This window comes from Paenibacillus sp. Negev47, assembly GCF_058313655.1.
Window position 1 is genome coordinate 5,392,365 of the sequence record NZ_CM177754.1, and the last position, 25,430, is coordinate 5,417,794.

Below are 25,430 nucleotides of genomic sequence, written 5' to 3' on the forward strand. Positions count from 1 at the left end.
TATTCTTCAGGTGTAATGGTTTCACAAAGCTAGCACACACCCTAAGGAGATGATTTCAATGAATGATCCACATCGTACGGTCGAGGTAGAACATAAGGATGTCCAGCATAAATCGGATTCAAGTAAGGTCGCTTCCACATTTATTAAATATGCCGCGTATATCATTATCTTTTTTGGATTTTTATACTTCTTGGTCAAGTATGTATTTCCCAAATTCTAAGGCATTCATATCGTAGTGGACACCCGGAGATAATAACCTTTGCAAGATTACAATACCAGCGCTTTGGGTAACTACGGGGTTATAAGCTTTTGGGAACTCAAATGAAAGGAAGTGCTACTCATGTCTGACAAACCAATCAGTAACGAAGAGAGCGACCGCTACTACGACCGTTATCAGAGGTCCCGCGATATTCCACCAGAGACGGAAGTCCCGGAAGGTGATATGGATACCTTTGACGAGGTTTCCGGCAGGCGGATCGTCACGGAAGATTCGAATCTGCCACCGGTAGCAGCAACGGCTGTGGGCGAGCCGGAATTGGATTCGCGTTTGGCTGAGACGCCGCTGGAATCCGTACCCGATGCAGATCTGCTGCAACCGAACAGCCCGGTTGATCCTGCTGCACCTGATCCGGATGCATTGCATGGTACAGATCTGCTCAATGGCGCTGGTGCAGACGCCAAACCGGAGAACGACATTCCACCACGACGCTAATAGTCGTAATGACATCCTGAACAAGGAGGTGCATACACGATGAAAGATGAACGCAAAGAGCATGAGCACGAACCCGATAATCTGGTAACTGAACGGGATATTGATCCAGACTTTGGGCTGTTCACAGAAGATTCTTTTCCTGATGCGCTTGAGGACGAGGATCAGCGTGATGCTGTTGAACATGCCATTCCCAAGGAGAAGGCTTCCCGTAAGCCCTCTTTCGATGACCAATAAATATAGATCCGTAGTAGACTTAAAAAAGATGACGTCTGTAACTTCACAGCGTCATCTTTTTTCGTTACCTTTCAGTTCACTTTCTGTGCGCAATTCAGCGTCACCGCTTTGCAGAAACCTTACCTGTTCCAGGCAGCTTGTGATCCAACCCAGACCACTTGGCTACAATCGCAGTGATTAACAGCGCAAGTCCGTTAATGATAAAAATCCAGCGAATCGGCAGCCAGCCACCGAGAACACCACCAATGATCGGCCCCGCCATCGTCCCGATTTGGGCTGCGGACTGATTCAAACTAAAGGCCCTGCCTCTAAAACGAGATGCAGTAGCCTGCACAATCATGGCGTTAATCGCCGGGAATACAGCCGCAAAGAATAATCCATACACAAACCGCAATATACCGAAGCCGATATACCCTGTTATGAAGAACTGCAGAAGGTTCCCTACAGCCCCGCCAACCAGACCAATGATCAGCACTTTACCGTATCCAATTCTTGAACCAATCTTGCCCCACCTTGGTGCCATGATGACTGTCGCTACACCTACCGCCGAGAAAATAATACCCGAGCTGAGTGAGGCACGATCAGGCTGCACGCCCATTTCCATCACATACACCGTCAATAATGGCTCCAGAATCATGACCGAGAATGTACATATGCCCATCATGCCAAGCACAGTCATAAACAAACGATTCGCTCGCGCTTCACGTATATCATCCATGACGTGGGAACGTGCCTTATTCCGGTTGAAGTTTTCCTCTTTTACCCAGAAGGTTGCGATAATCGCAGAGATTAGCACTACAATGGCCGAAAACAAAAATGCATTCCGGTTACCATAATAGTGACTCACCACCCCACCGATCAACGGTCCGATAATACCACCTGTTGCTCCCGCTGTAGACATAATGCCCAGTGCATATCCTGTCTTCTCTTCCGGTGTATTCGTGCCTACCAGGGCAATCGCTGCTGGAACAAACCCTGCAAGCAGACCCTGGAACAACCGAACAACAATCAGTGAATAGGGGTCCTGCACGAAGTAATTGATTAAATACAAGACGGCAAGACTATATCCCGACCGGATGAGCATGGGCTTACGCCCATATTTGTCAGCCAGTGACCCCCAGAAAGGAGACACTAGCGCACTCGCGAGAAACGTAATACCGAAGGCCAATCCTGACCATAACTCCAGATGATCACGAACCCCCAGATCAGCACTAAGAAACAGGGGCAGAAACGGAATCGAGATCGAATACGCGGTGCTGCAAAAAAATACACCAATCCACAATATCACCAAATTGCGCTTCCACGAGAAGTTCATATGCCCACACGCCCTTTCCGTTACCGACGCCGGGACTGCCGTGTATTGGAGCGGACGGAACAGACCCGTACGTCCCCGATGCGGAAGCATTTTCCTTATTTTACACCCATGATTCCATGAAGACCATCCCTTGTTCACCACAACCACATGTATTGCATTGCCATCCTGTCCACAAAAACGGTATGATAGTTGGGTAAATATCCAAATAAGATTTGGAGATAATATATCATGCAGAGATGCAAGGAGGAACGCTTTCATGTCTTTACGGTGGAAAAAAACAACCGCGGTATCGCTCGTTTTTGCGATGCTGCTTATCGTCATTAGTGGTTGTGGACGCCCTTCGAGTGGCGCTACTGAAACACCAGCTCCAGTTGAACCCGAAGGCCCCAACCCGATAGCCACTATTGAAATGGCTGATGGTCAGAAGATTATCATTGAGCTATACCCGGAAATTGCACCCAATACGGTGAACAATTTTATTTCACTAGCGAATCAGGGTTTCTATGACGGCCTGATCTTTCACCGTGTCATTCCTGGATTCATGATTCAGGGTGGTGATCCAGATGGGAAAGGTTCGGGCGGCCCGGGATACACGATTAAGGGTGAATTTACATCCAACGGTCACAAAAACCACCTGAATCATACCCGCGGAGTTATTTCCATGGCGCGTACAGATAATTTGGACTCGGCAGGCTCCCAATTCTTCATCATGTTAGCTGACGCGGATCACCTGGATAATGCCTATGCATCCTTCGGTAAAGTAACGGAAGGTATGGAAGTCGTTGATGGTATTGCAGCTCAGAAAATAGGCAATATAAAAGACAAACCCGATACCGATCAAGTTATGAAAAAAGTTACGGTAGATACCCATGGTCTGGAGTATCCAGAGCCGGTAAAAATGCCTTAATCAACATCCCTACCTATTGGATAAAAATCCAAGGCCCAAAGCTTGCTTTGAACTGTTCAAACAAACAAAAGCTCTGTCCTATGCGAATGTCGCAAGGCAGAGCTTTATTTAATGATAACGGTTACATAATTGACTTTATAAAAAATGACCTCTTCCGGCATCATCCTCAATACATCCATCCCATCAAACGTAACCAGCCGATAATCGCAATCCATAACGGGCAGCTGAAGGCAACGCCCCATGCAAGCCCTTTCAGTAAACCACGGTTTACTTCCACGAACAACGACTCCTTTCTCCAGGGAATAGTCGCAGTATCGGTAATAGTATATGATTTTATACCCGTTTTCATTCGTCACGCAACCCTCGTTTTCCTGCTTTTGTTCCGCAGTTTCGTGGAATGCATTACGGGAACCTGATATACTATGACTACTGTACGATAAATGGAACCTGATTCATGTTTGGAAAGGAGATTTTCCTATGGCAAAATCCAAAAAACGCACTCCTGCTCCCAAAGCAGCAGTAGCACAGGATAAACCCACAACACTGAAGGATCTGCTTAGCAGTGATGTGTTGGAGAAGCTGAAAGCTCAGGCGGATGCAGCCAAGGCTGCCGAAGCGGCACTTAAAGAGCAGGAACGTCAACAGGCAGAAGAAGCTCGCCAAGCGGAGCAGAAGCGCCGGGATAATGATTTCGAATATTTGCTCAATAACAGTGCAATGGACTGGAAGAAACATAAGTAAGTATCAGGCATGACCTCAATGAGTTTCCCACCATTCACATGCCAAAATAAGTTCACAGCAGACAGATGATGAAGATGATCTGTTCCAGAACAGGGCCGCGTTGCGGTCCTGTTCTTTTTCATATATACACATATGATTCACGCGTCTTGAGCCGGGTATGTTAGAAGTAGAGCGTACAACGATAATCTAACTATGGAGGGATCAGAGATGACTGAACAACGTTTGGAAGGCAAAGTGGCGATTGTAACCGGAGGTGGATCGGGCATTGGTCAGGCTACTGCTATTCGATTCGCCGAGCACGGGGCCAAAGTATATATGCTGGATCGTACACCCGAAAATGCGGAGGAAACGAAGCAGACGATTGAGAAAGCTGGTGGAGAAGCGTATGTGATCGAGTGTGACATCTCCAAACCGGACAATGTACAGAAGGCGATCAATCAGGCTGTGGCTGAAGCGGGTAAACTGGATATCATATTTGCCAATGCCGGCATTAACGGAACGATGGCCCCGATCGAAACGATGGAAATTGAGGACTGGGACCAGACGATGGAGATCAATATGCGCGGAACCTTCGCAACCGTCAAATATGCTATCCCCCATCTGAGAGAACATGGCGGCAGCATCATTATTACCAGTTCCATTAACGGTAACCGGGTCTTCTCAGGGATCGGATTCTCTGCATACGCTTCCAGCAAAGCAGGACAAACCGCGTTTACGAAGATGGCTGCACTGGAGCTAGCTCGTTATAAGATTCGCGTAAACGCCGTCTGTCCAGGAGCTATCGACACCAACATCGACGATAACACCTATCCGTCGGATGATCTGAAAGAAGTACAGATTCCTGTAGAATTCCCCGAAGGACATGAACATCCGCTCAAGGGCGAACCTGGAACGTCCAAGCAAGTGGCTAACCTGGTTCTGTTTCTCGCTTCCGATGAAGCTTCCCATGTTACAGGTACACGAATCTACGTGGATGGTGCAGAGTCTTTGCTCCGCGGATAAACTCAACATAAAAGTTGTCCCGTTTCAGGGACAACAGCAGAACATCCCGCAAGCGATCTGAACGGATCAGATTACTGCGGGATGTTTTATTTATGCATGGTTAGTAATTATACGGAGCAGGCGTAACTACAAGGATTATCTCTAAACCGCGGGGCTTTTCCCCTTTTTCATACGATGATACAACCGGTCCGGAATGGCAAATAGCAGAACATACATCAGCGAAAACAAAACCAGTGCCAGAACCTCTTCCCCAAGGATGTACATGGGATAAGGCCCCAGCATATCCAGGACCGAGGGTGTACTCGGCTTGAATCTCAAGAACATGTAATTCGCATCAAGCAGAATATCTACTATATATACGAACAATGCAGCTACATTCACAAATATCATCGAACCTGCCACAGATCTCCAACTAGGTCGCAGCTGTTCCACCCACGTCATGTAGAGTAAAGCCAGAATGATACAGGCATGAGCGACGAAAAATTGAATGAATCGAAAATGTGCATAAGCATAGCCCAGATTAGGAGTAAGAATGGCCATAAGGGCTCCTGCGATGCCTGCAAATAACAGTGCCGAATGTAACCATCGACTTCGTATCAGTAATAACAACCCCGATAATAACAAAGATAAACTGCATAGTTCGAGTGGCAGTGATGTCTGCAGGCTCCATACACCGCCATATATGTACCAGAGTTGCAGCACGATTTCACAGCCGAACATGATGCAAGCGAGAACAATCCGCAGTGAACGGCGTGCCCTCTCTGACCACAATCGAAGCTGGTGTCGAAGTAAAAACAATAGCACAATCAGTACTGCAATTCCGCTAATGGTTACGATATGTGAAGTGGAGAACAGAATAAACAGCTCAGCATCATACGGGTCCAGCCATGGTGGATACGCCATGCATCTCTTCTCTCCTTTGTGATCATCTCACCAACATTATCTCTCTTTAATGTTAACTTTTTCATTTTGCCATTGAATGAAAATACTGTCCAGTTGGAATTCTAAATAAGGATTGTAATTTAAATATCTTTATGTTAAGATAAATCCAGAAGCAAAACACACTAAAAGTTAGTAACTTTCTCAATAGACAATAAATTCAAAATAGAAAATATGTTCAACTACACATTTTACACGATAACGGAGAGGACAGAAAAAACCTGAAGAAGCGGAGCGGTCGCCTTTATCCCCGGATTTGCCATTTTCAAAAAGAAATCAAAAAAATCTGGGGATAACAGCGATCGGAGGGTTGTTCTGTCATCGAAGTGCCAGTGTAAATAATCCTTAGTTGAACTTATACCTAACTAGGAGGAATTAATATGCAAATCAAAGGACTTCACCACGTATCAGCTCTAACAGCACACGCCGATCAGAATTATCATTTCTACACGAATATCATGGGGCTGCGCCTCATTAAGAAAACGGTCAACCAGGACGATGTGTCCGTATACCATCTCTTCTATGGTGATGAGAAAGGCAATCCGGGTACCGAACTTACCTTCTTCGAGATTCCGATGGCCGGACAGACTCGTGAAGGCGTGAACAGTATATCAGGAACGTCACTCCGTGTTCCTAACGATAAGGCTCTTTCGTACTGGCAGCAGCGTTTTGACGAATTCGAAGTTGATCATGGAGAGATTGTTCAACGGGGCGGTCGTGCCACGCTCTCATTCACGGACTTTGAAGGACAACGTCTGATTCTGGTCTCGGATGAACACAATACAGGCGTTGCTGGTGGTCAACCGTGGGATCAGAGCCCTGTACCTGCTGAATACGGTATTGTAGGCTTGGGCCCCATCCATCTTACGGTAAAAGATGCATCCCTCACCGCTCCGGTTCTTACCGAACTGCTGGGTTTCAGAGCGAAAGGAAGCTACCCTGCCTTTACTCCAGGTCAACCTGATGTACTGGTCTTTGAATCAGGCGAAGGTGGCAGTGGCTCCGAAGTACATGTTGAAGAACGTAATGACCTTGCCCAAGAACGTCCAGGACGTGGCAGTGTGCACCATGTTGCGTTCCGTGTGGATAATGAGGAAGAACTCAAACAATGGGTGGAACGGGTTCATAACTTCCAATTCCCTAACTCCGGTTTTGTAGACCGCTTCTACTTCCGTTCCCTGTATTTCCGTGAAGCAAACGGTATACTGTTCGAGCTGGCCACCGATGGTCCGGGATTCGATACAGACGAAGAATTGGCACATCTGGGAGAATCGCTTGCCTTGCCACCATTCCTTGAAGGTCGCCGCGCCGAGATTGAAGCAAACCTCAAGCCGCTAGACACCGTCATCCGCTAACCGGATCTGACTACCCTTCTCTATACAAGCAAAATAAAAACGATTATCGCTTATGCATTCCGGATATGATCCGGGTAATGCAGAGCCGGTAATCGTTTTTGATTTTGATCTATTTTATATGTTCTCTGGGCAGCACAAAACGAGGCTGTATGTCCCAATTTTTTTCAGCCTCGCCCTGTTCCCCACTGTCCGTCAAGGCAGGAAGGGAGATATTTTTTTCACTTGCTTACTGGTAGGACTTCACTTTCACCACGAGAACTGCCAATCCCCGCCCACTAGGTGTCTACACTACGATATCAATCAAAGGATTCATAATATTCTTCTTCATACACTTCCATGCTGTACTTCAGATCTACAGCCTTCCATTCGCCACCCTCATATGCATAGGCAAAAGTCAGGTCACCGGCATACAGACCCATACCGTAAGCACCCGATGCCGACACAACAAGCTTGCCATTCTCCAGACTATAATACGTTACTCCACCAAACTTAAGTTCTTCGTTATACACGCCGCCACTCGTGTCTTCCTCCATCGAAGAGGGTTCTGCTGGAACTCCATCCACCGTAACGTCAATGTCGACCCGATCAGATGTAACGTTGATTCTCGAATCCACATGCTCCTTCACAATCTCATCCAGAGATTGCATCTTCATCTCATCCAGCGTTACCGGATCAATAATACGTGCTTGTCCTAAATAAATACCTGTTCCATGACCTTCCGTGTACAAAACAACAATCTCTTTCTGGCCGTCTCCATTCAGATCCAGCTCGTGCACTTCGGGTTTGTAAGACCCGCCTTCTCCCTGCCAATCACTAAACTCTCGCGTCTTGCCGTCCACTTCCAAAATCATTCCGTTATATATATATCCTGAACCCTCAACTTTCATAGGGTATAATCTGACATTTTCATTCTCAGGTGCAACCGAAACGTTTTCCTCTTTCACAGGAATTGATTCCTTCGTTGTCTTCGCTGTGTCATGCATTTTATCTATATTGGAAGCCTCGACCACTTCGGTCTGGCTGGATTGATCATCTATGTTAAGCTGTTTTTGTGATTCATTCATGGTTCTGGCAGCTGAAGTTGTACTAATCGTAGCTACCGCCAAAATAATCATCAGCAGGATACCTGTCCAAGTTTTCAATATACTGGGCTCCTTCTTCTGTTGTGATATTCCTATTATATCTTCATTTATCGCCTGCAAGTTGCGAAATTGTTAATGTTTCATAAAATAATCTTTACAAATTTTTATTTTCACGAAAGAACGTTCGGCTTTAACCAGAATAAGCAAATTCTTAAACCAAAATTGTTCTCAAAAAGCAAAAAAAATTCCGAACACAGCTCAAGGCTGCATCCGGAATGCTTTGGTTTTGTCCATTAATCGATCGGTTAACTGTCTCAGTTCTTCAGCCGAGGATGAAATCTCCTCCATGATGGCTGTCTCTTCGTGTGCGGCATCCATGATTCGTCTCGCCTCATCCGAGAACGATCCGGCTTTACCCTGGATCTTCTTCACATGACCGTGCGTTTGTTCAACCCGGCCTGTCTGTTCTGCAATCTTGGAACCAATATCATGCGCACCCTTCATGAACACTTCCACCGTACCTGTCAGTTCATGCAACGTCTGATCCACAGAGATGGTCCGCTCCGATTCATTAACCACCAGACCATGCTGCTCATGAGACAGTTGTGCCGTCTCTCTGATCCGCTGCTGCACACGACTGATCAGCTCATTAATACGGTGCACTGATTCCTTACTCTCGTCTGCGAGCTTGCGGATCTGCTGAGCCACAACTGCAAAACCTGATCCTTCTTCGCCCGCTCGTGCAGCCTCAATGGAAGCATTCAGGGCAAGCAGCCCTGTTTCCTCAGCAATGTTTTTGACAGACTGGGTAATCACCTCGATATCGGAAGCTTCCTTCTCCAGCAACAGCATAATATCGCGGGAACGATTGTGAGACTCGGCCAGCTCGTCCATTCCTTTCATCAGTGATGAGAAGGTCTGCTTCGTGTGATCCACCGATCGTTCCATCTGACCAGACATCTCTGTCATACCCATGGACTGGCTGTGCATACGCTGGAAATCGTTCAACATCTCATCCGCAGTGATCAGAGACTGATGGGAAGTGACTTTCTGCTCTTCTACTCCCACCGCAATATGATCTACCGCTTCGGACATCATCTCGATCTGCTCTGCAGCCTGCGTAATGGCTTCACTAAGCGATTGGGCGTTCTGGGAGGTGGTCCGTGTACTGTCCGCAATATCGTTCACAATACTTCTGAGATTAGAAACCATTACGCGAAAAGCGTCATATAATACAGTAAGTTCATCCTGTGTGCGCCGCTGCGGAATCTCGGTTGTCAGATCCCCGGATGAAACTTGTTGTGCCGCACGAGAAAGATGAACAATCGGACGAGTCAGCCAGCGAGAGGCGAACCACCCGAGAATCCCGTTCCAACACACCCCCATAACTAGGATGATGGAGATATACAACCAGCTTGGCATGTTGAAAGAGAGCCAGTCCTGGAGGAAAAATATAAAAAAGCCGCTAGTTCCGTACGTAATAATTGAGATCAGTACCAAACCTGCGACTGTTTTTGCGCCTAAAGTCCATTTCATATTCACACCCCGTAGTCCTTTTTTCCTATTTTACCAATCATGTACCAAATATCATGTGACATACATCACTGAAACATTCTATCTACTCCTTGCATATGGTTCACGCATGAGTTCTCTACCATGTAGTGCATAATGGATAAGACAAGCTTTTCAGCCCCCTTTTAATGATGACTGCGTATAAAGTAAATCCCTAATTTAAATTATTATCGGCAAATCAGACGAAATGATTTAGCTTGGCATCCATTTTGCTTAAATGATATACTGAGTGCGCTTCGGCATAGTCGGAGCTGACCTATTTATTGGATGCCACTGGAGGCGAACGAAATGTCTACAATGTCCACAAGGACGGAGAAAGATTTTATCGGTGAAAAAGAAATCCCGGCTTATGCTTATTACGGAATTCAGACGGTACGGGCCGTGGAAAACTTCCCGATTACCGGCGTTCCGGTACACCGGGAGCTGATCACGGCTCTGGCTGCGGTGAAGAAGGCGGCAGCGATTACCAACATGGAGTTGAAGATGCTGCCGAGCAAGATTGGCGATGTGATCGTCATGGCGGCTGAAGAAATGATGAAAGGCCATCATCTGGATCATTTTATTGTAGACTCCATTCAGGGCGGTGCAGGCACCTCCATGAATATGAATATGAACGAAATTTTGGCCAACCGCGGGCTGGAACTGTTAACCAAAAGCAAGGGAGACTACTTCCATTGCAATCCCAACAATCATGTGAACATGTCCCAATCGACCAATGACGTGGTACCCACAGCATTGCGTATTGCGGCGTACCGACTATCCGAGACGTTACTAGCGACGATGAAGCGACTACAGGATGCGTTCCGTAAAAAAGAAGAGGAATTCAACGATGTGGTCAAGGTTGGCCGTACCCATCTTCAGGATGCGGTGCCTATTCGCCTAGGACAAGAATTCGGAGCTTATGCCCGCGTAATTGGACGGGATATCGAGCGTCTTGAGTTCGCTAATCGCCGCCTGCTTACCATTAACATGGGCGCAACTGCGGTCGGCACAGGACTTAATGCCAAACCCGAATATATCGTCAAAGTTACGGAACATCTGTCCGATGTTACCGGACTACCATTACAAACGGCTGAAGATCTCGTGGATGCAACGCAGAACACGGATGCCTATCTGGAACTTTCGGCGGCGCTGAAGGTATGTGCGGTCAGCCTGTCCAAAATCTGTAATGATATTCGCATGATGGCTTCAGGTCCGCGTGCAGGATTCAACGAATTGCGTCTGCCACCGCGTCAGCCAGGTTCGTCCATTATGCCGGGCAAAGTCAACCCTGTTATGGCGGAAGTTATTAATCAGGTCTCCTTCCAGGTGATGGGGAACGACCATACGATCTGTATGGCGTGTGAAGCTGGCCAATTCGAGCTGAATGTCATGGGCCCGGTTATTGCGTTCAACTTGCTGCAATCGCTGAAAATTATGAATAACGGCATCGATGTTTTCACGCGTTATGCAGTTGAAGAGATGGAAGCTAACCGTGAACGCTGCGAATTAATCATGAACCAAAGTTTCAGTGTGGTTACGGCGTTGAACCCGCACTTAGGTTATAATGTGGCAGCTTCCATCGTGAAGGAAGCGCTCAAGACTGGACTTTCCTTGCAAGAGATTATTTTGGAACGCGGACTGCTGACATCGGAAGAACTGGAAGAGATCCTTCATCCGGAACAGATGACTACACCAGGGATTGCCGGAGAACACTTCCTGCGTAATATGGAACGTTTGTAGGAAATCAGATAATCTAATGCAGGAATCTAAACACCAACACCAATAATATAACAAGAACCCCCGCAGACCGTTCATCCGGTTCGCGGGGGTTCTTGTATTCAGAGATGATCAGACGCCAGCTACTCCATTAAGCCCATCGTTTACGCTCAAGGGAAGGCAGAATCTGAAGCTCCTCCCTGTACTTGGCAACCGTTCTGCGGGAGATGACGATCCCCTCCTCGGCGAGCAGTGTGGCCAAGTGACGATCCGAGTACGGCCGCTGCGTCTGTTCCGTGCGAATGATTTCTTTTAATCTGCGTTTCACCGCTGATGCGGATGTTTTATCCCCTGACGTTGTATCGATTCCCGAGGCAAAAAAAGCTCTGAGTTCATATACACCATGCGGAGTGTCAATGTATTTACCATTCACCGCACGACTTACCGTTGATTCATGCATGCCAATCTTCTCGGCAATAACAGCCAGATTAAGCGGCCTTAGCGCGGAAGGTCCACTGGTCAAAAAGCGCTTCTGCTCTTCCATCACGGCCGCCAGCACACGCATTAATGTTCTGCGCCGCAGGTGCACACTACGAATGATCGCCCTCGCCTCTGCCGCACGGGTAGACCAGATTTCGTCCGGTGCCTCATCCCTGATCCAGCGGGTACATGCTTCATTCATGAATACACGAGGGTTACCTGCCGTATGCAGACTGAAATAAGCCTCACCATTACGCAATCCAACAATGGCATCCGGAATAATGTAATGTGGTCGTTCCGTACATCCGATGGATCGGCAAGGTTTGGGATCGAGACGTGTAATATAGTCATAGGCAGCCTCGGCTTCACATGAAGTTACACCTAATCGACTTCCTGTTCTACCCGGGTGAAAAGGAACCAATGCTTCCAATCCCGCTTCCACCATGCGTTCAGCATTCAGAACAGCCGATGGATCACGCCTGATCTGGAGCAGCAGACATTCCTGCAGATTCCTCGCCCCTACACCTGCGGGGTCCAGCGACTGGAGAAGTTCCAGTCCCGCTGTAATCTCATTCATGGGCAGCCCAAGTGCTGCTTGCACCTCTAACAGCTCCACCGTCAGATACCCATCATCATTAACACACCCTGCCAAGTATATTGATATATTCTCCAATTTTTCCGGAATAGTCATCACTCGAATCTGTGTAATCAACAACTGTTCCAATGTAGGTTCGGCACCTTTAACCTGAAGCAGCGGATCATAGGAAGCATAACTGCGCTGATCCATTCGCCGTGGGATCCGGGCGAGGAGCGCAGCTTGTTCTTCCAGTTCAAGCACTGGATTTTCTTCTGCGGCATCTTGCAAATAACGGGCCAGATCCTGACCAGACAAGGTTAGCAAATGAAAGGATTGTTTCATCTCCGGCGTGATGGACAGCCGAATACGTTGTTCCTGTACCAACTGAACACCTAACATCCGTGTCCCTCCTTAAGCATTGCTGGGCAATAAACCTCTGTTTTTCTTATAATGCGTGTTCAAAAAGTCTGGTTTTCAGTACCGAGAAGATGGAATGAAGCTAGAAATGGAGTAGCGGAGCGTAGGAAAACTACGTGAGCAACCACAATGTTTCCAATGGAAACATACTTCGTAAGCCTACCGCTTATTTCGGCTGAATTTCATATTCGATGCTGACGATGCCGCTAGGCATGATTCGTAATCAAAAGTGGACTTTTTGAACTACCTCTTATACGGACAAAAGCATTTGCTGGGATAATAGCATACTATTCAAGCGATTGTAAGCACTCTTTTAGCTAAATTATAATAATCCTTCTAGTATTTCTCCGATACCAGCTTCGCTTGTGTAAACAGCAGCAGATAGTCTCTTCCACCTGCCTTGGAATCCGTGCCCGACATGTTAAATCCGCCAAATGGATGCGTGCCTACCAGTGCCCCGGTACATTTCCGGTTAAAGTACAGATTACCCGCGAAGTACTCGCGTCTTGCCTGTTCCAGATGTTCGCGATTACGTGAGATCACCGCGCCTGTCAGACCATAGTCGGTATTATTGGCAATATCCAGTGCATCCTGGAAAGATTCTGCTTTGATGAAAGCGAGTACGGGTCCAAAAATCTCATCTTGAGCGATCCGTGCTTTCGGGTCCACATCCGCAATAATGGTTGGCTCAATGAAGTACCCTTCAACGTTCCCGGTACCACCACCGTGCACAAGACGCCCCTCACCCTTGCCGATTTCAATATATTCCGTGATCTTCGCATATGCCTTGTCATCAATAACCGGCCCGACCTGACTGCCCACTTCAAGTGGACTGCCCATCGTCAGTTTCTGCGTCCGTTCAATCACTTTTTGCAATACTTCATCATATACATCCTTATGAATAATGGCACGGGAACACGCCGAACATTTCTGTCCTGAGAAACCAAATGCCGAAGCGGTAATGGACTCTGCAGCCAGTTCCAGATCGCTGCCGCTGTCCACAACGATGGAATCCTTGCCACCCATCTCTGCAATAACTCGCTTGATCCATTTCTGACCCGGAGCAGTACGGGCTGCACGTTCATTAATTCGCAGACCTACATCTCTGGAACCAGTGAAGCTGATAAATCGAGTGAGCGCATGATCCACTAGATAATCGCCAACTTCACTGCCTGGTCCAGGTAAAAAGTTCACTACACCATCCGGCAAGCCAACTTCTGCGAGTAGTTCCATGAATTTCGCGGCAATTACCGGCGTTGTGCTGGCAGGCTTCAAGACCACTGTGTTGCCAGATACCAGTGCAGCCGAAGTCATACCTGCCATAATCGCCAGCGGGAAGTTCCAAGGTGGAATGACAACACCAACGCCCAGCGGAATATAACTCAGCTCATTATCTTCCCCTGCAATCCGCACAAGGGGCTGCGGTTCACTCAGTCGCTGCATATCTCGTGCGTAGAATTCCATAAAATCAATAGCTTCGGCTGTATCGGCATCTGCTTCAGGCCAGGTCTTGCCAGCTTCATAGACCATCCATGCCGAGAACTCATGCTTGCGACGACGCATAATAGCAGCTGCTTTGTACAGATAACGGGCCCGTTCATTCGGGTCAGTATGTTTCCAGGTGTGGAATGTCTCCGCCGCGGTCTGAATGGCCTTTTCGGCCAATTCCTGATCTGCCTGGTGAATGGTTCCGACAACCTGATTCTTGGCTGCGGGGTTCACGGAAGTTAACGTGCGGCTACTTGTTATTTTTTGTCCCCCAATAATAATTGGATATTCCTGCCCAAGTTCAGCTTCTACCTGACGAAGTGCGTCTTCGAATGCTTCCCGGTTCGCCGGGACCGCAAAGGGTGTGAATGGTTCGTTAACAAAAGGGATATTCATGAATGATTCCTCCTTCAGGATGTGGGTTTCACTGGCTGCTCGCCTGAATTGATATGCATGTTACTCATCACCAAATATATGTAGCAAAATCCGTGCCAACTCCGTTTGGAACTGAAATATTTTCTCGTTAAAATTGAACTAAAGAAAATTCACACTGCCCACTCCGATGACAGAATAACCTTCCGATGCAGCTTTATTTCATAAAGCTTTTAGCTCCGCCTCGAATAAAAGTAGTAGACCATCGCTAAATCTGGCACATTTCTTGCTTGAATAAGGATACAAAGGGCACAAGGAGGAAATGAAGATGAGTGTAGGAACGGAAATATATCGTAAAACCTTGTTAACTGTGGCAGGCAACAAAGCTGTAGAGAACCTGTCCATCAAATACGGCAAGAAGCTGGCAGGTAAGTTTATCGCAGGCAATACCCTGGAGGAAGCTCTCGAAGAAATCCGCATACTCAACAACAAAGGCATTATGGCTACGCTCGATCACCTGGGCGAAGGCATTACCCGTCTAAGCGAAGCGGCATTATACAGGGATGAGTATGTACGACTGGTTGAAGGCATCGCACGTGAGAAGGCCGACTCCAACGTCTCGCTGAAACCAACCCAGATGGGCCTCGCACTCGACCCTGAAGAGGGTTATCGAAATATCCGAACCGTTGCCGCACAAGCCAAGCTGCATGATCTGTTTGTCCGAATCGATATGGAGGATAGCCCATTTATTCAAGCGACGCTGGACATCGTGCGCAGATTGCACGCCGAAGGACTACACAATACAGGCACAGTATTGCAAGCCTACCTCCATCGGACTGAGGAAGATACGCGTGATATGATTCGGGAGGGGATCAGGCTGCGTCTGGTCAAGGGAGCTTACAAGGAACCCGGATCTGTTGCCTATCAGAATGCTTCTGAAGTCATTCATCAATTCAAAACGATGATACGCAACCATCTCGATCAGGGCGTGTACACTGCGGTTGCCTCGCATGACGATCACATCATTAACTGGACGAAACAATACGCCAAGGATCGGGGAATTTCGCCGGAAGCCTTTGAATTTCAGATGTTATACGGTCTGCGTATGAGTGAACAGGAACGTCTCGCCAAAGAAGGTTATCGCATTCGCTGCTACGTACCTTATGGCACCATGTGGTATCCGTACTACACCCGCCGTTTGGCCGAAAAACCGGCTAATCTCTGGATGGTTGTTAAGAATATGTTTCGTTAATATATTTCAGAATGAATTACCTTTATAACCATGCTGCCCTGTTTTCTTGGAGAGCATGGTTTTTTTAATCTATAAATTTGGATGAGATATAAGACTGAAATCGCATTCTTTAGCATGTTATAACCTGATTAATATGTCTAAAAAGTAAGAAACCTCAAATTGAAATGTCTAATATAATAGACACAGTAGTGCTTTCTCAGCCTTTCAAATAACTGGGCCTCCTCCTTCTCTCCGGTTTTTCCGCTCCGTTTCACAGAATTATTGACGTCATTTTTCATGACATCAAAACCACCAAAATCCTTTATCCTTGCGATAACGGCAACTTTCATTCCCACTTACATCCAATGTAATCGCATACAATAATGAATAGGATCATAGCCATAGATTCTCACCACTAAACCTGAACACCTGATGTCAAAAAATATATACACACCTTCATCCGAACGTTTATAATATACATAATTTCACATTCTTCATTACGTACAAGTATAAGCTGTAACCGAGGTGATCCCGATGAGACATTTACTTCCTGATCTGAATTCTTTGTTACGAACAGATATGAGTATTCACGATGAAGTCCTGTATGACGAACATACACTTCAGTCTCTACAGTCAGAACTCGTTATACGTGCAGACGAACCTGTCTTCATACGCTGCATTACAGGGTACGCCTGGCTATACAGCCAACCTAACAGAACAACACCATACGGTAGTCTGCCTGTGCCCGTCGTCTCTGCTTCGATCCAGCTTGCGGAAGTTATTCCCCTGTTCGCTGCGAGCCCATTTATATTAATAAGAAATGATCAGGGCGAATGGAAAGGCTATATCTCCGTATCCGATGTCCTGCATGCCATGATGCATGCGCATCGGCTGATGGAAGCCTATTTTGAGACCACATTGGAAACTGCGGGTTCAGCCCTGACCTTAATCGATGAAGAAGCTAAGGTGGCCTACTGGACATCTGGCGCGGAGCATGTATTTTCCATCAGCAAAAATGATATTATCGGACAGCCTGCCGCAGACTTTTTTCCGCCCGACCGACTTCAGTCCCTCAAGACGTTATATACCGGTGAAACAGTCTATCGCAAACAACATCAGCCGAGACCGGATCTGTTCGCTCTGATCAATGCCCGCCCAGTTCAGCTGGATGGACGCATTGTGGGCGCAGTAGCTGCTGAAGTGGATATTACAACCGAGATTCGATTGCATCAGGAATTATTACATATGACATCCAAAGTCCAACATTTGGAGAAGGCCGTTGCCAGACTGCGTCCTGACACAGATCCATTTGCTCGCATCAAAGGCAGCAGCCCGGTGATTCGCCAGTGTCTGGATACCATCCGCAAGATAAGTACCACCTCAGCTACGGTACTCATCCTCGGAGAGAGTGGCACAGGCAAGGAGTTATTCGCCAAAGCCATTCATGATCTTCGTGAATTGCAGACGGCACCATTTATCGCGATTAACTGCGGGGCAATTCCCGCTTCCTTGTTCGAAAGTGAGTTATTTGGCTATGAAAAAGGCGCATTCTCTGGCGCTGATCCCAAAGGCAAAAAGGGCAAGATCGAGCTTGCCGAAGGGGGTACCCTTTTTCTGGATGAAATCGGTGAGATGCCATTGGAACTACAAGTGAAGCTACTTCGGGTGTTGCAGGAGAAGAGTTACTTTCCTGTGGGGGGAACACGTATGAAGCAGGCTGACTGCCGGATTATTGCAGCGACCAATCAGAATCTGCTCAGCATGATTGCCCGTAATCAATTTCGTGAGGATCTGTATTATCGGCTTAACGTCATCAATCTCATCATCCCTCCCCTGCGTATGCGCAAGGAAGATATATACGAATTAACCCAGACGTTCCTGCAAGAGTTCTCATTGCTCTATAACCGTCATATTGAACTGGTTCCACCCGAAGTGTTCAAGCTGTTGTTCCAGTATGATTGGCCGGGCAATGTACGAGAATTAAGAAATGTAATTGAACGCCTGACCATTCTGACCACAGATGGAGAGGTCAAGCCGGAATACCTGCCTGACACCCTCACCTCCATCGACCTGCAAGAACAGTCCGAAGTGCAGCTGATATCGGGAATTCATTTACATTCCAACAGTGAACACGAGCATAGCCAATATTCGGCGGGAACGGAACAGAAACCTCGAACTGCTGCGAATGTGGGGAATTCGGATGATACCTACCAGCAAAAAATGGACACCTATGAGGCGCAACTTCTAATTCAATATCTGGAAGCCGCAGGTGGCAACAAACGAACACTCGCCAAGCAACTTGGCATCTCCAGGGCAACGCTCTATAATCGCATGAAGAGGCTTGGTCTATGACCAGCCTCTTCTTGTCATTATAATGAAAAAAAACTACAAAATCCGCGCCAAGCGGATCAGTGCTGTTCGGAGATGGCGATAGAATGTCGCCCTACTCATCGAACATGTCTGGGCTGCGGCAGTTGGATTGCCAGCATGTGTCCAATAGGCCGCATGGAGCAGCATCTGATCCTGCGGTGACACACCCTGCACTCTGCCTTCCAGCAAATCCAGTAGGTACAATTGTAACTGGATACCATCATTTACTCCTGTGATCCTGTTAGCATATTCATGCAATTCTCCCGGAGAACGAAGATGCCCCAACATCTTGCGAACATCCTGTTCAGTCCAGACTTCACGATCCGCCTCCGTTGTTTCTGGCTGTATTAGCACCTCTTGTTTCTCGGGATCAAGCAGAGACATGACCCAGGCTCCGAATTGCCCGCTACGCAAATCCAAATCAAGCACATCAGCCTGATTTCCATATCTGTCACAGACACGAGTACGTGTTCCTCGCATTCGAAACCCAATGCTCTGCAAGAACAATTTCAGATGAGGGTTCCTTGCTACCAGTATCGCTCTCGCGCCATCGCCCAACAGAGATAGTCGGTCCAGTGCCATATATCCCACCAGTTCTTCTCGTGTGTAACCAGGCACGTCGTTTCTTGCCGCAGCCAGCAATGCAAAGTGGGTATCACTCTGATCCGGGTCATTCTCAAGCTCCTGCGGAGTGAAGCATTCATGCATCTCATTCGGAAAATATTTCAAAAGCAGCTCACTACTATCCCTATGTACAAGTATAGTGATGAACATGGCGATCGTCTCCCCAAGCTTGTCACGCATCAGTACGATTCCTTCAGGATAACGGTCTGCCAATTCATCCAGGAAGGGGCCATAGGACACAGCCTGCCATGGTTCCACACTATACTCGCACCATTGCTGTAATAAGCTGTGCAGAGCGGGCAGATCCTCTTTTCTCATCGTCTCAAGAGGCGAGAACAAGGAATCACGAGACACGTCTGCGTACTTGCGGTTTTGATGCATCGATTCCTGACAGAGCAGCAGCATCTTCCTGGCTATTTGGCGACGCTCATGAGCCCCTGCCTGTTCATGCAACGGTTTCAGCAGCTTCGCAATCTTGATACGCATCGTCTGCAACCGATGTGGCTCACGCTGGCGAAAATCCCGCAGCAGATGCACCCTGGCCATGTCATGAAGTCCAAGACCATCCGGGCCGGAACGGATAAACGACATCTCTCTGAGCATATGGTAGTCTTCTTGCGTCACAGTCATGTCCAGTACAGATGATAACAATTCCTGATTGGCTGTCTCAATAAGTGTTAGCACCTCCACCATCGGATGTAGACGGGGATTCGTTAGTTCCAATAATAATCGCGCACTGATCATGTGTGATAACTCAGCCCATTCGGCCTGAGGAAGATTCCGTCTCTGATCCGCAGCCTCCACCGCAAGGGCCAGGCCCAGCGGGTGTCCATCGGTCATTCTCGTAATGGTACCTGCCACGCCCCGATTCAGGAAGCCTGCCACCGTGATATACTCCGTAATCTCATTCGCTGTAAAATGTTGAAGCCTCATCGGTACAAACCGCTGATGCAATCGGGGATGTGTCCGCCAGGCAGATGCCAGTTCCGGGCGTGAGGCAAGAATGACAAGTATCCCTCTTAACGGAAGTTTGGATATAAAGACTTCCATGAACCAACTTTCCAGCAGAGCGAGTTCTTCATAATTATCCACCGCCAGGACCATTCGCTTCTCGATTGAAGTATTCCTCAGCAGGCTCAGTGGTCGTGGGTATCCTTCACCATCCAGTATCTCCAGGCCCAATGTAGAGGACAAATATTCCATAAAGACAGAAGGTGTCGGACCGCATGATCGGCCATCCATCCATATTGCCGTTGCACCCTGATCCCTAGATAAGGATAACATCTCTGATAGTAAGGAAGATTTACCAATGCCTCCCATGCCCGTAATTGAATATATGGTTAATGGGGCTTCCGGATGATTAAACCATGCCTCCAGTGTCGTCAGTTCCTTGGTTCGACCAACGAAACGTTTCCCATCCTTAACATATTTGTCGTATTGTGCCTCACTACTGTTTCCCATATATGTCCTCCGTACTAGATACTGGTACTTTTAATATACAATATATCCTCTCAAAAATGAGACTATATTGAGACGCGCAATTGCATGTGAAGTGATAGAATCTTGTTAAAAGCCAATTTAATGGAAATATTCAAAACAGCGGACATGGAAACGTATAACAAGGTATACATAAACGCCTCCGCGCTACTTCTTATCATATGGATCTTTCCGCCGATCAGGCACAGCCAACATGTACATGAGCATTTACCGATCTCGAATTCATGCTTCCCTTTCAATCCCTACTACCAGCCCGATATTCAGGAAAGGCGGATTTGTGTGAGAATAAACCTCGATATCTGTAATCTTAGCGGACAACTCGGAATCAATCCCAAACGACTTAATGAATGGCTGCTCCAAAGCGATATTTCAATGGCAGCCAAGGAGGCTGAACCGGGAGGACGCTCCGACCGGTCAACACCCCCATATCGGCTGGCTGCTCCTTCTTCTTTATCTCTGGCACCATCCTCCGGTCAAACGAAACTATATCGGGGACGACGTTCCACCCCCACCCTGCAACACCTGCCCGCCTCGTTACAACGTACTCGGCGGATCAGCAAAAACTGCTAGACTGTGCACGACGAAGTGTAAGCTCGATGCACAGTCTGTCTTACATCTCATATCACCCCATCAAGAGGATTGCCACTGTCCATTCTCAATCATCGCATGCGCGAGCAGCGCCATCTCCAGACAGATTCTTCTCTCCTGATCCATGTAATCAGGTCCCATCAGCTCTTCCAGCTTCTCCAGTCTGTTGTACAGCGTTTGCCGATGAACAAACAACTGGGCAGCGGCATCCCGTTTGGAACCAAAATTCTGCAGATAGGCAGCCAGCGTTTCTACCAATCGCAGGTGATTCGTCTGGTCATGTTCAATCAGCACACCCAAGTGATCCTGGACAAAGGGTTGCAGGAAGGATTGGGGTAAGGCTTTTAACATTTGATATATACCCATACGTTCGTAAAAGTGAACATGTTCCATCTGACCTACCGATCTCGAAACTTCAATCACCTGATAGGCCTCCTGAAGACTCTCGGGCAAGCTGGTCAAACGGCTGCGTAACTTGCCAAATCCCGCATGGATGGTGACTTGTTTCAAGTTACGGCTGGCAAACCGGTTCACATCCAGCGTGATTCCTTCCAGCAAGCGCAGCAGTTGATGACGCGCATTAGCAGTTACGGCTTCCTTCGCGCAGCACAGATACACCTGATTGTTCTTCAGCATGATCAGGCTGGGCAGATTATTCTTCTTGAGCAAAGATCGAAGCAGGACAAGAATATCCTGATGATTGGCTTCCATCCGCTCCCGTCCTGTACCCTTCAACCGATGCTCAATCTCTATAACCCCTCCAGCAAACCAATAATGTCCCTTCACCAGCAAACGAAGTCCCATTCGGGTCTGAGCTTGCTCCTCCTGATGGATGTTGCCATTCATTAGATCCTGGATCAGCTCGTTCTGATTGCGGACCATCTTCTCTTCAAGGAACTGGGAACGAAGCGTGAGGGCTGCGGCTGCCTTCGCTGTATAATCGAGCAACAGCTTGAGATAATCCACGGGAGCGGACGGATGCACGATCATGCCTACAGCGGAGAACACCTGCCCGAAACAGACGACCGGATGACACAGCAGAACCTTCTCTTCATCCATGTGGAACCATAATTCGGTGTCTGAATCATTCAGATCCAGATGCTCTACCTCTTGTTCATACCACGTATAGATCGTTTGTTCCATCTCCGGAGCCAGTTCAGGTACAAAGCTGCCCGGTTCCATGGACGAGATATACACCACCGGTTTAGCAGCGTACTCATGCAACAGGTTGAGCACAGCAGACATATCCGTACTCTGTAATGTTCGCTGCTGAAGCTGACGGGAGTAAGCTTCCAGACTTTTCAGCAGTTGATGCTGATGATTAATGAGCAGCGAATGAATATCCTGTGTGATCTCGACAAAACGGACCGGTTGTTCGAATACGATTAACGGAAACTGGTGTCTATCCGCCAGTTCAATCAGTTCTTCGGGAATTCCGTTGATGCTGGTACCAAACTCCACACACAGCCCCGCAGCCTCACTGCCAATGAGCTGGAGCAGATACTCTTCACGCCCTTCTTCCGATTGAAGCCACAGTCCAGTGGATAAAATAAGATCATGGGGGCTTACGAATGGAGATACATTCGTAATCTCGAGCACATGAACCCAGCCAACCTGTCGGTTCACTCCACCCTTCCCTGCCGCAAGCTTTGCTCGGCCAAATACCGGACGTGCCAGGATATCTCTGATGGTAAACACGCGATCATTTTGCAATGGCGATCCCTCTTCGTGTTATTTTTTCTTACATTATAATCCATGGACAAATGTCCTGAACAGTCTTTTTCGACAATATGTTGAGTTGTATTCCTAAAAATTAGACAACAGGTAAGGTGCAAAACGATTATCCAGGTCATAAACTTGTAGTATAAGCTAACAACCAATAAATGGGCGAGGTGCATGGCGATGAGAATCGGAATTCCCAAAGAAATCAAAAATAATGAAAATCGTGTAGCAATGACTCCGGCCGGGGCAGCAGATTTCATCAGAGCCGGTCACCAGGTGATGATCGAACAAGGCGCAGGCGTCGGCAGTGGATTCACGGATGATGAATATCAAGCTGCGGGTGCTGAGATTCGGAATGATGCCAAGTCCGTTTGGACAGAGGCCGAAATGATCATCAAGGTCAAAGAACCACTTGCCAGTGAATACGGATTTTTTCGTCCGGGGCTGATTCTGTTCACCTACCTGCACCTCGCAGCGGAACCGGAGCTTGCAAAAGCCCTTATTGAAAGTCGGGTAACGGCCATTGCGTATGAAACGCTGGAGGTCAACAATACCCTGCCTCTGCTCACCCCTATGAGTGAAGTCGCAGGACGCATGGCATCTCAGATTGGAGCACAATTGCTGGAGAAGACGGAAGGTGGCAAGGGCATCCTGTTGTCCGGTGTACCGGGTGTCAGTCGGGGGAAAGTCGTCATTATTGGTGGCGGTACAGTCGGAACGAATGCAGCCAAAATTGCTATTGGTCTTGGCGCCGATGTGACCATCCTTGATCTGAACCTGAATCGTCTGCGCCAGTTGGATGATATCTTCGGCAATCAGATCCACACGCTGGTATCCAGCCCGTCCAACATTGCAGCAGCCGTTGCCGCGGCGGATCTATTGATCTGTGCAGTGCTGATTCCGGGCGCCAAGGCGCCAACCCTTGTCAGCGAGCAGGTGGTGAAGACCATGGCACCGGGTTCGGTCATTGTGGATGTGGCGATTGATCAAGGTGGGATCGTTGAGACCATTGATCATATCACGACCCACGATGAACCGACCTATGTGAAACATGGCGTCGTGCATTACGCGGTGGCAAACATGCCAGGCGCCGTGCCGCGTACGTCCACGGTGGCGCTGACCAACGCCACCATGCCTTATGCGCTGCAGCTGGCGAACCACGGTGCAGCCGCCGCGATTCGCGGCAGTTCGTCCATTCGCAGCGCGGTCAACGTGCTGAATGGACACATCACGTATGAGGCAGTTGCCCGGGACCTCGGGCATGCCTATGTTCCTGCGGGACAGGCGCTGGAGAATACCGCCGCTGTCCAGTGATCTTGATATGGTCGTTCCACCCGGCGCCTTGTCGCCAGGCCTGTGGGACGCAATAGAAGCGCGAGTCGGGCAGATATTTTCCCGGCTTGCGCTTCTTGATTTTTTTCACATATGAAATAGCTCGTTGGTATAAGGCCTTATGTTCCTCTGGTTTTGGCGCTCTAGACCGCACGTTCGCTGCACACTTCGCGGAAGTTGCAATCCCTGCAAGACCGGTGCGAAGGCATCGCCGTAAAGTAGGTGACGTCCTTGGGACGGTTGTAATACTCATCCTCCACGCAGGATCGCATCTCCTCGATATAACGCCCTACGTTCTCTTCTACCTTCCGAATATCCTCTTCCGTTGCGGCAAACTCTCGGTGCTTTCCGGTTAACAGGTACTCCACTCGCAGCTCAATCTGCTCCAAAGGAATTCGGTAGTGCTCTCTCACATAGGATGCGTACAGCATTAACTGATCCGAGAAGTCATCTTCCTTGCCCGTCTTCCAGTCCACGATGACAATGTTGCCGTTACTGCGTCGATACAATAAGTCCATCTTTACATACACACGTGTATCATGCAGCATCATGGTATCCCATTTCTCAATCTCCAGAATGTCCGTACTTGCCCGGGACAAGTCCTCCCACGTAAGCGTCTGGTACAGGTTGCTGACACAGGCCGAAGCACGTTCCTTAATCGTGGCAATCCGGTCATTCAACGTATCATCCCCGTAATAAATCTCGGACAGCATCGTTCGATTCTTGGGGTTCAGCCGCCACTGATCCGTGTCCATTGATTCCACATACGCCTGATTCAGTAGCTTGCGTATCGTCTGTTCCAGAAAGTGTTCACGCGGTTTGTTCTTGCCCTCTTCCCTGCTGCGAACCGCTGACTCACACATCCGATGCGCGAGGTCCCCGAAGACAAGATACAGATTGCTAAGCTGTTTCAGACGGTACAGACGAACCTGCATCTCATCAGCAGAGTCTGTCTTCCAGCCATTATGGGCACCGTAATAATGATAATAATATTTGCGCAGGCACTCATCGAACATACTCGCCCGCGACTGCGAATAAGACCATTGAGGGTATTGTGCCATAAGAACTTCTGCCTTTCTGTATGCCGGATCTGCATGAGATCCCTTAATGCTCACAGTATAAAGCCCGTACAACCTCGCCGCAAGCATGCTTCCGTTATTTTCTTCTGACGCAAC

General features: G+C 48.0%; 21 protein-coding genes. 12 read left to right on the forward strand and 9 right to left on the reverse strand.

All coding sequences use genetic code 11. The features are described from left to right. Positions 1-58: 58 nt before the first annotated feature. From AC4G47_RS24380 to AC4G47_RS24390, 3 genes are all read left to right on the forward strand, one after another. Positions 59-220 carry a hypothetical protein gene (locus AC4G47_RS24380; RefSeq protein ID WP_458125581.1) on the forward strand — a complete coding sequence of 54 codons (162 nt, stop codon included), beginning with the start codon at positions 59-61 and terminating at the stop codon, positions 218-220. 120 nt (positions 221-340) lie between these two features. Continuing rightward, on the forward strand, positions 341-712 hold the full coding sequence (locus tag AC4G47_RS24385; RefSeq protein WP_491103147.1) for a hypothetical protein: 372 nt from the start codon (positions 341-343) through the stop codon (positions 710-712). A 39-nt stretch (positions 713-751) separates the two neighbouring features. After that, complete coding sequence (locus AC4G47_RS24390) at positions 752-946, forward strand: hypothetical protein (RefSeq protein WP_458125579.1); 195 nt, start codon at positions 752-754, stop codon at positions 944-946. 100 nt (positions 947-1,046) lie between these two features. Here the strand turns inward: AC4G47_RS24390 and AC4G47_RS24395 are convergent, their stop codons facing one another. Further along, entirely contained in the window at positions 1,047-2,261 is a 1,215-nt protein-coding gene (locus tag AC4G47_RS24395; protein ID WP_491106782.1) for an MFS transporter, read from the reverse strand. A gap of 256 nt (positions 2,262-2,517) precedes the next feature. Here AC4G47_RS24395 and AC4G47_RS24400 point away from each other — a divergent pair, with 256 nt between their 5' ends. The 3 genes from AC4G47_RS24400 to AC4G47_RS24410 all read left to right on the forward strand — a co-directional run bounded on the left by AC4G47_RS24400 (position 2,518) and on the right by AC4G47_RS24410 (position 4,911). Beyond that, positions 2,518-3,168 carry a peptidylprolyl isomerase gene (locus tag AC4G47_RS24400; protein ID WP_458125578.1) on the forward strand — a complete coding sequence of 217 codons (651 nt, stop codon included), beginning with the start codon at positions 2,518-2,520 and terminating at the stop codon, positions 3,166-3,168. 477 nt (positions 3,169-3,645) lie between these two features. After that, a complete protein-coding gene (locus AC4G47_RS24405; RefSeq protein ID WP_458125577.1) occupies positions 3,646-3,909 on the forward strand; it encodes a YqkE family protein in 264 nt (87 codons plus the stop codon). A 207-nt stretch (positions 3,910-4,116) separates the two neighbouring features. Continuing rightward, complete coding sequence (locus tag AC4G47_RS24410) at positions 4,117-4,911, forward strand: SDR family oxidoreductase (protein WP_458125576.1); 795 nt, start codon at positions 4,117-4,119, stop codon at positions 4,909-4,911. 141 nt (positions 4,912-5,052) lie between these two features. On the opposite strand, the gene AC4G47_RS24415 is transcribed toward AC4G47_RS24410, so the two are convergent. Further along, a complete protein-coding gene (locus AC4G47_RS24415; protein ID WP_491103148.1) occupies positions 5,053-5,814 on the reverse strand; it encodes a YwaF family protein in 762 nt (253 codons plus the stop codon). A 416-nt stretch (positions 5,815-6,230) separates the two neighbouring features. Between AC4G47_RS24415 and AC4G47_RS24420 the strand changes: the two genes are divergently transcribed. Continuing rightward, positions 6,231-7,205 (forward strand): ring-cleaving dioxygenase, encoded by a 975-nt coding sequence (locus AC4G47_RS24420; protein WP_491103149.1) that lies wholly within the window; start codon positions 6,231-6,233, stop codon positions 7,203-7,205. Positions 7,206-7,501: 296 nt separating this feature from the next. Here the strand turns inward: AC4G47_RS24420 and AC4G47_RS24425 are convergent, their stop codons facing one another. Together AC4G47_RS24425 and AC4G47_RS24430 are read right to left on the reverse strand one after the other, a co-directional pair. Continuing rightward, positions 7,502-8,347 carry a hypothetical protein gene (locus tag AC4G47_RS24425; RefSeq protein WP_491103150.1) on the reverse strand — a complete coding sequence of 282 codons (846 nt, stop codon included), beginning with the start codon at positions 8,345-8,347 and terminating at the stop codon, positions 7,502-7,504. A 198-nt stretch (positions 8,348-8,545) separates the two neighbouring features. Continuing rightward, the gene (locus AC4G47_RS24430; RefSeq protein WP_491103151.1) at positions 8,546-9,823 is read right to left on the reverse strand and encodes a methyl-accepting chemotaxis protein; all 1,278 of its coding nucleotides are present in this window, start codon (positions 9,821-9,823) and stop codon (positions 8,546-8,548) included. Positions 9,824-10,147: 324 nt separating this feature from the next. On the opposite strand from AC4G47_RS24430, the gene AC4G47_RS24435 reads away from it, so the two are divergent. Continuing rightward, positions 10,148-11,581, forward strand: a complete 1,434-nt coding sequence (locus AC4G47_RS24435) for an aspartate ammonia-lyase (RefSeq protein ID WP_491103152.1) — start codon at positions 10,148-10,150, stop codon at positions 11,579-11,581. Positions 11,582-11,708: 127 nt separating this feature from the next. Here AC4G47_RS24435 and rpoN read toward each other — a convergent pair whose 3' ends face one another. Together rpoN and pruA are read right to left on the reverse strand one after the other, a co-directional pair. Further along, positions 11,709-13,013, reverse strand: coding sequence for an RNA polymerase factor sigma-54 (gene rpoN / locus AC4G47_RS24440; RefSeq protein ID WP_491103154.1), 1,305 nt, complete (start codon positions 13,011-13,013; stop codon positions 11,709-11,711). 354 nt (positions 13,014-13,367) lie between these two features. Continuing rightward, positions 13,368-14,915 (reverse strand): L-glutamate gamma-semialdehyde dehydrogenase, encoded by a 1,548-nt coding sequence (pruA, locus tag AC4G47_RS24445; RefSeq protein ID WP_491103156.1) that lies wholly within the window; start codon positions 14,913-14,915, stop codon positions 13,368-13,370. Positions 14,916-15,219: 304 nt separating this feature from the next. Here pruA and AC4G47_RS24450 point away from each other — a divergent pair, with 304 nt between their 5' ends. Together AC4G47_RS24450 and AC4G47_RS24455 are read left to right on the forward strand one after the other, a co-directional pair. Continuing rightward, positions 15,220-16,143 carry a proline dehydrogenase family protein gene (locus AC4G47_RS24450; RefSeq protein WP_491103157.1) on the forward strand — a complete coding sequence of 308 codons (924 nt, stop codon included), beginning with the start codon at positions 15,220-15,222 and terminating at the stop codon, positions 16,141-16,143. Positions 16,144-16,656: 513 nt separating this feature from the next. After that, positions 16,657-18,474 (forward strand): sigma-54 interaction domain-containing protein, encoded by a 1,818-nt coding sequence (locus tag AC4G47_RS24455; RefSeq protein WP_491103159.1) that lies wholly within the window; start codon positions 16,657-16,659, stop codon positions 18,472-18,474. 33 nt (positions 18,475-18,507) lie between these two features. Here AC4G47_RS24455 and AC4G47_RS24460 read toward each other — a convergent pair whose 3' ends face one another. Then, positions 18,508-20,577: an nSTAND1 domain-containing NTPase gene (locus AC4G47_RS24460; RefSeq protein ID WP_491103160.1), complete on the reverse strand. Its 2,070-nt coding sequence runs from the start codon at positions 20,575-20,577 to the stop codon at positions 18,508-18,510. A gap of 315 nt (positions 20,578-20,892) precedes the next feature. Between AC4G47_RS24460 and AC4G47_RS24465 the strand changes: the two genes are divergently transcribed. Next, the gene (locus AC4G47_RS24465) at positions 20,893-21,183 is read left to right on the forward strand and encodes a hypothetical protein (protein ID WP_458125565.1); all 291 of its coding nucleotides are present in this window, start codon (positions 20,893-20,895) and stop codon (positions 21,181-21,183) included. Positions 21,184-21,243: 60 nt separating this feature from the next. Here the strand turns inward: AC4G47_RS24465 and AC4G47_RS24470 are convergent, their stop codons facing one another. Continuing rightward, positions 21,244-22,914 (reverse strand): PucR family transcriptional regulator, encoded by a 1,671-nt coding sequence (locus AC4G47_RS24470; RefSeq protein WP_491103161.1) that lies wholly within the window; start codon positions 22,912-22,914, stop codon positions 21,244-21,246. A gap of 189 nt (positions 22,915-23,103) precedes the next feature. Between AC4G47_RS24470 and ald the strand changes: the two genes are divergently transcribed. Then, a complete protein-coding gene (gene ald, locus AC4G47_RS24475; RefSeq protein WP_458125563.1) occupies positions 23,104-24,237 on the forward strand; it encodes an alanine dehydrogenase in 1,134 nt (377 codons plus the stop codon). Between the two features lie 161 nt (positions 24,238-24,398). Here the strand turns inward: ald and AC4G47_RS24480 are convergent, their stop codons facing one another. Next, positions 24,399-25,316: a PD-(D/E)XK nuclease family protein gene (locus AC4G47_RS24480; protein WP_491103162.1), complete on the reverse strand. Its 918-nt coding sequence runs from the start codon at positions 25,314-25,316 to the stop codon at positions 24,399-24,401. Between the last annotated feature and the right edge of the window lie 114 nt (positions 25,317-25,430).

Bases quoted from the DNA above. Each gene is read 5' to 3' on its own strand.
- AC4G47_RS24380 (WP_458125581.1), top strand. From the start codon at position 59: ATGAATGATCCACATCGTACGGTCGAGGTAGAACATAAGGATGTCCAG.
- AC4G47_RS24385 (WP_491103147.1), top strand. From the start codon at position 341: ATGTCTGACAAACCAATCAGTAACGAAGAGAGCGACCGCTACTACGAC.
- AC4G47_RS24390 (WP_458125579.1), top strand. From the start codon at position 752: ATGAAAGATGAACGCAAAGAGCATGAGCACGAACCCGATAATCTGGTA.
- AC4G47_RS24395 (WP_491106782.1), bottom strand. From the start codon at position 2,261: ATGAACTTCTCGTGGAAGCGCAATTTGGTGATATTGTGGATTGGTGTA.
- AC4G47_RS24400 (WP_458125578.1), top strand. From the start codon at position 2,518: ATGTCTTTACGGTGGAAAAAAACAACCGCGGTATCGCTCGTTTTTGCG.
- AC4G47_RS24405 (WP_458125577.1), top strand. From the start codon at position 3,646: ATGGCAAAATCCAAAAAACGCACTCCTGCTCCCAAAGCAGCAGTAGCA.
- AC4G47_RS24410 (WP_458125576.1), top strand. From the start codon at position 4,117: ATGACTGAACAACGTTTGGAAGGCAAAGTGGCGATTGTAACCGGAGGT.
- AC4G47_RS24415 (WP_491103148.1), bottom strand. From the start codon at position 5,814: ATGGCGTATCCACCATGGCTGGACCCGTATGATGCTGAGCTGTTTATT.
- AC4G47_RS24420 (WP_491103149.1), top strand. From the start codon at position 6,231: ATGCAAATCAAAGGACTTCACCACGTATCAGCTCTAACAGCACACGCC.
- AC4G47_RS24430 (WP_491103151.1), bottom strand. From the start codon at position 9,823: ATGAAATGGACTTTAGGCGCAAAAACAGTCGCAGGTTTGGTACTGATC.
- AC4G47_RS24435 (WP_491103152.1), top strand. From the start codon at position 10,148: ATGTCTACAATGTCCACAAGGACGGAGAAAGATTTTATCGGTGAAAAA.
- rpoN (WP_491103154.1), bottom strand. From the start codon at position 13,013: ATGTTAGGTGTTCAGTTGGTACAGGAACAACGTATTCGGCTGTCCATC.
- pruA (WP_491103156.1), bottom strand. From the start codon at position 14,915: ATGAATATCCCTTTTGTTAACGAACCATTCACACCCTTTGCGGTCCCG.
- AC4G47_RS24450 (WP_491103157.1), top strand. From the start codon at position 15,220: ATGAGTGTAGGAACGGAAATATATCGTAAAACCTTGTTAACTGTGGCA.
- AC4G47_RS24455 (WP_491103159.1), top strand. From the start codon at position 16,657: ATGAGACATTTACTTCCTGATCTGAATTCTTTGTTACGAACAGATATG.
- AC4G47_RS24460 (WP_491103160.1), bottom strand. From the start codon at position 20,577: ATGGGAAACAGTAGTGAGGCACAATACGACAAATATGTTAAGGATGGG.
- ald (WP_458125563.1), top strand. From the start codon at position 23,104: ATGAGAATCGGAATTCCCAAAGAAATCAAAAATAATGAAAATCGTGTA.
- AC4G47_RS24480 (WP_491103162.1), bottom strand. From the start codon at position 25,316: ATGGCACAATACCCTCAATGGTCTTATTCGCAGTCGCGGGCGAGTATG.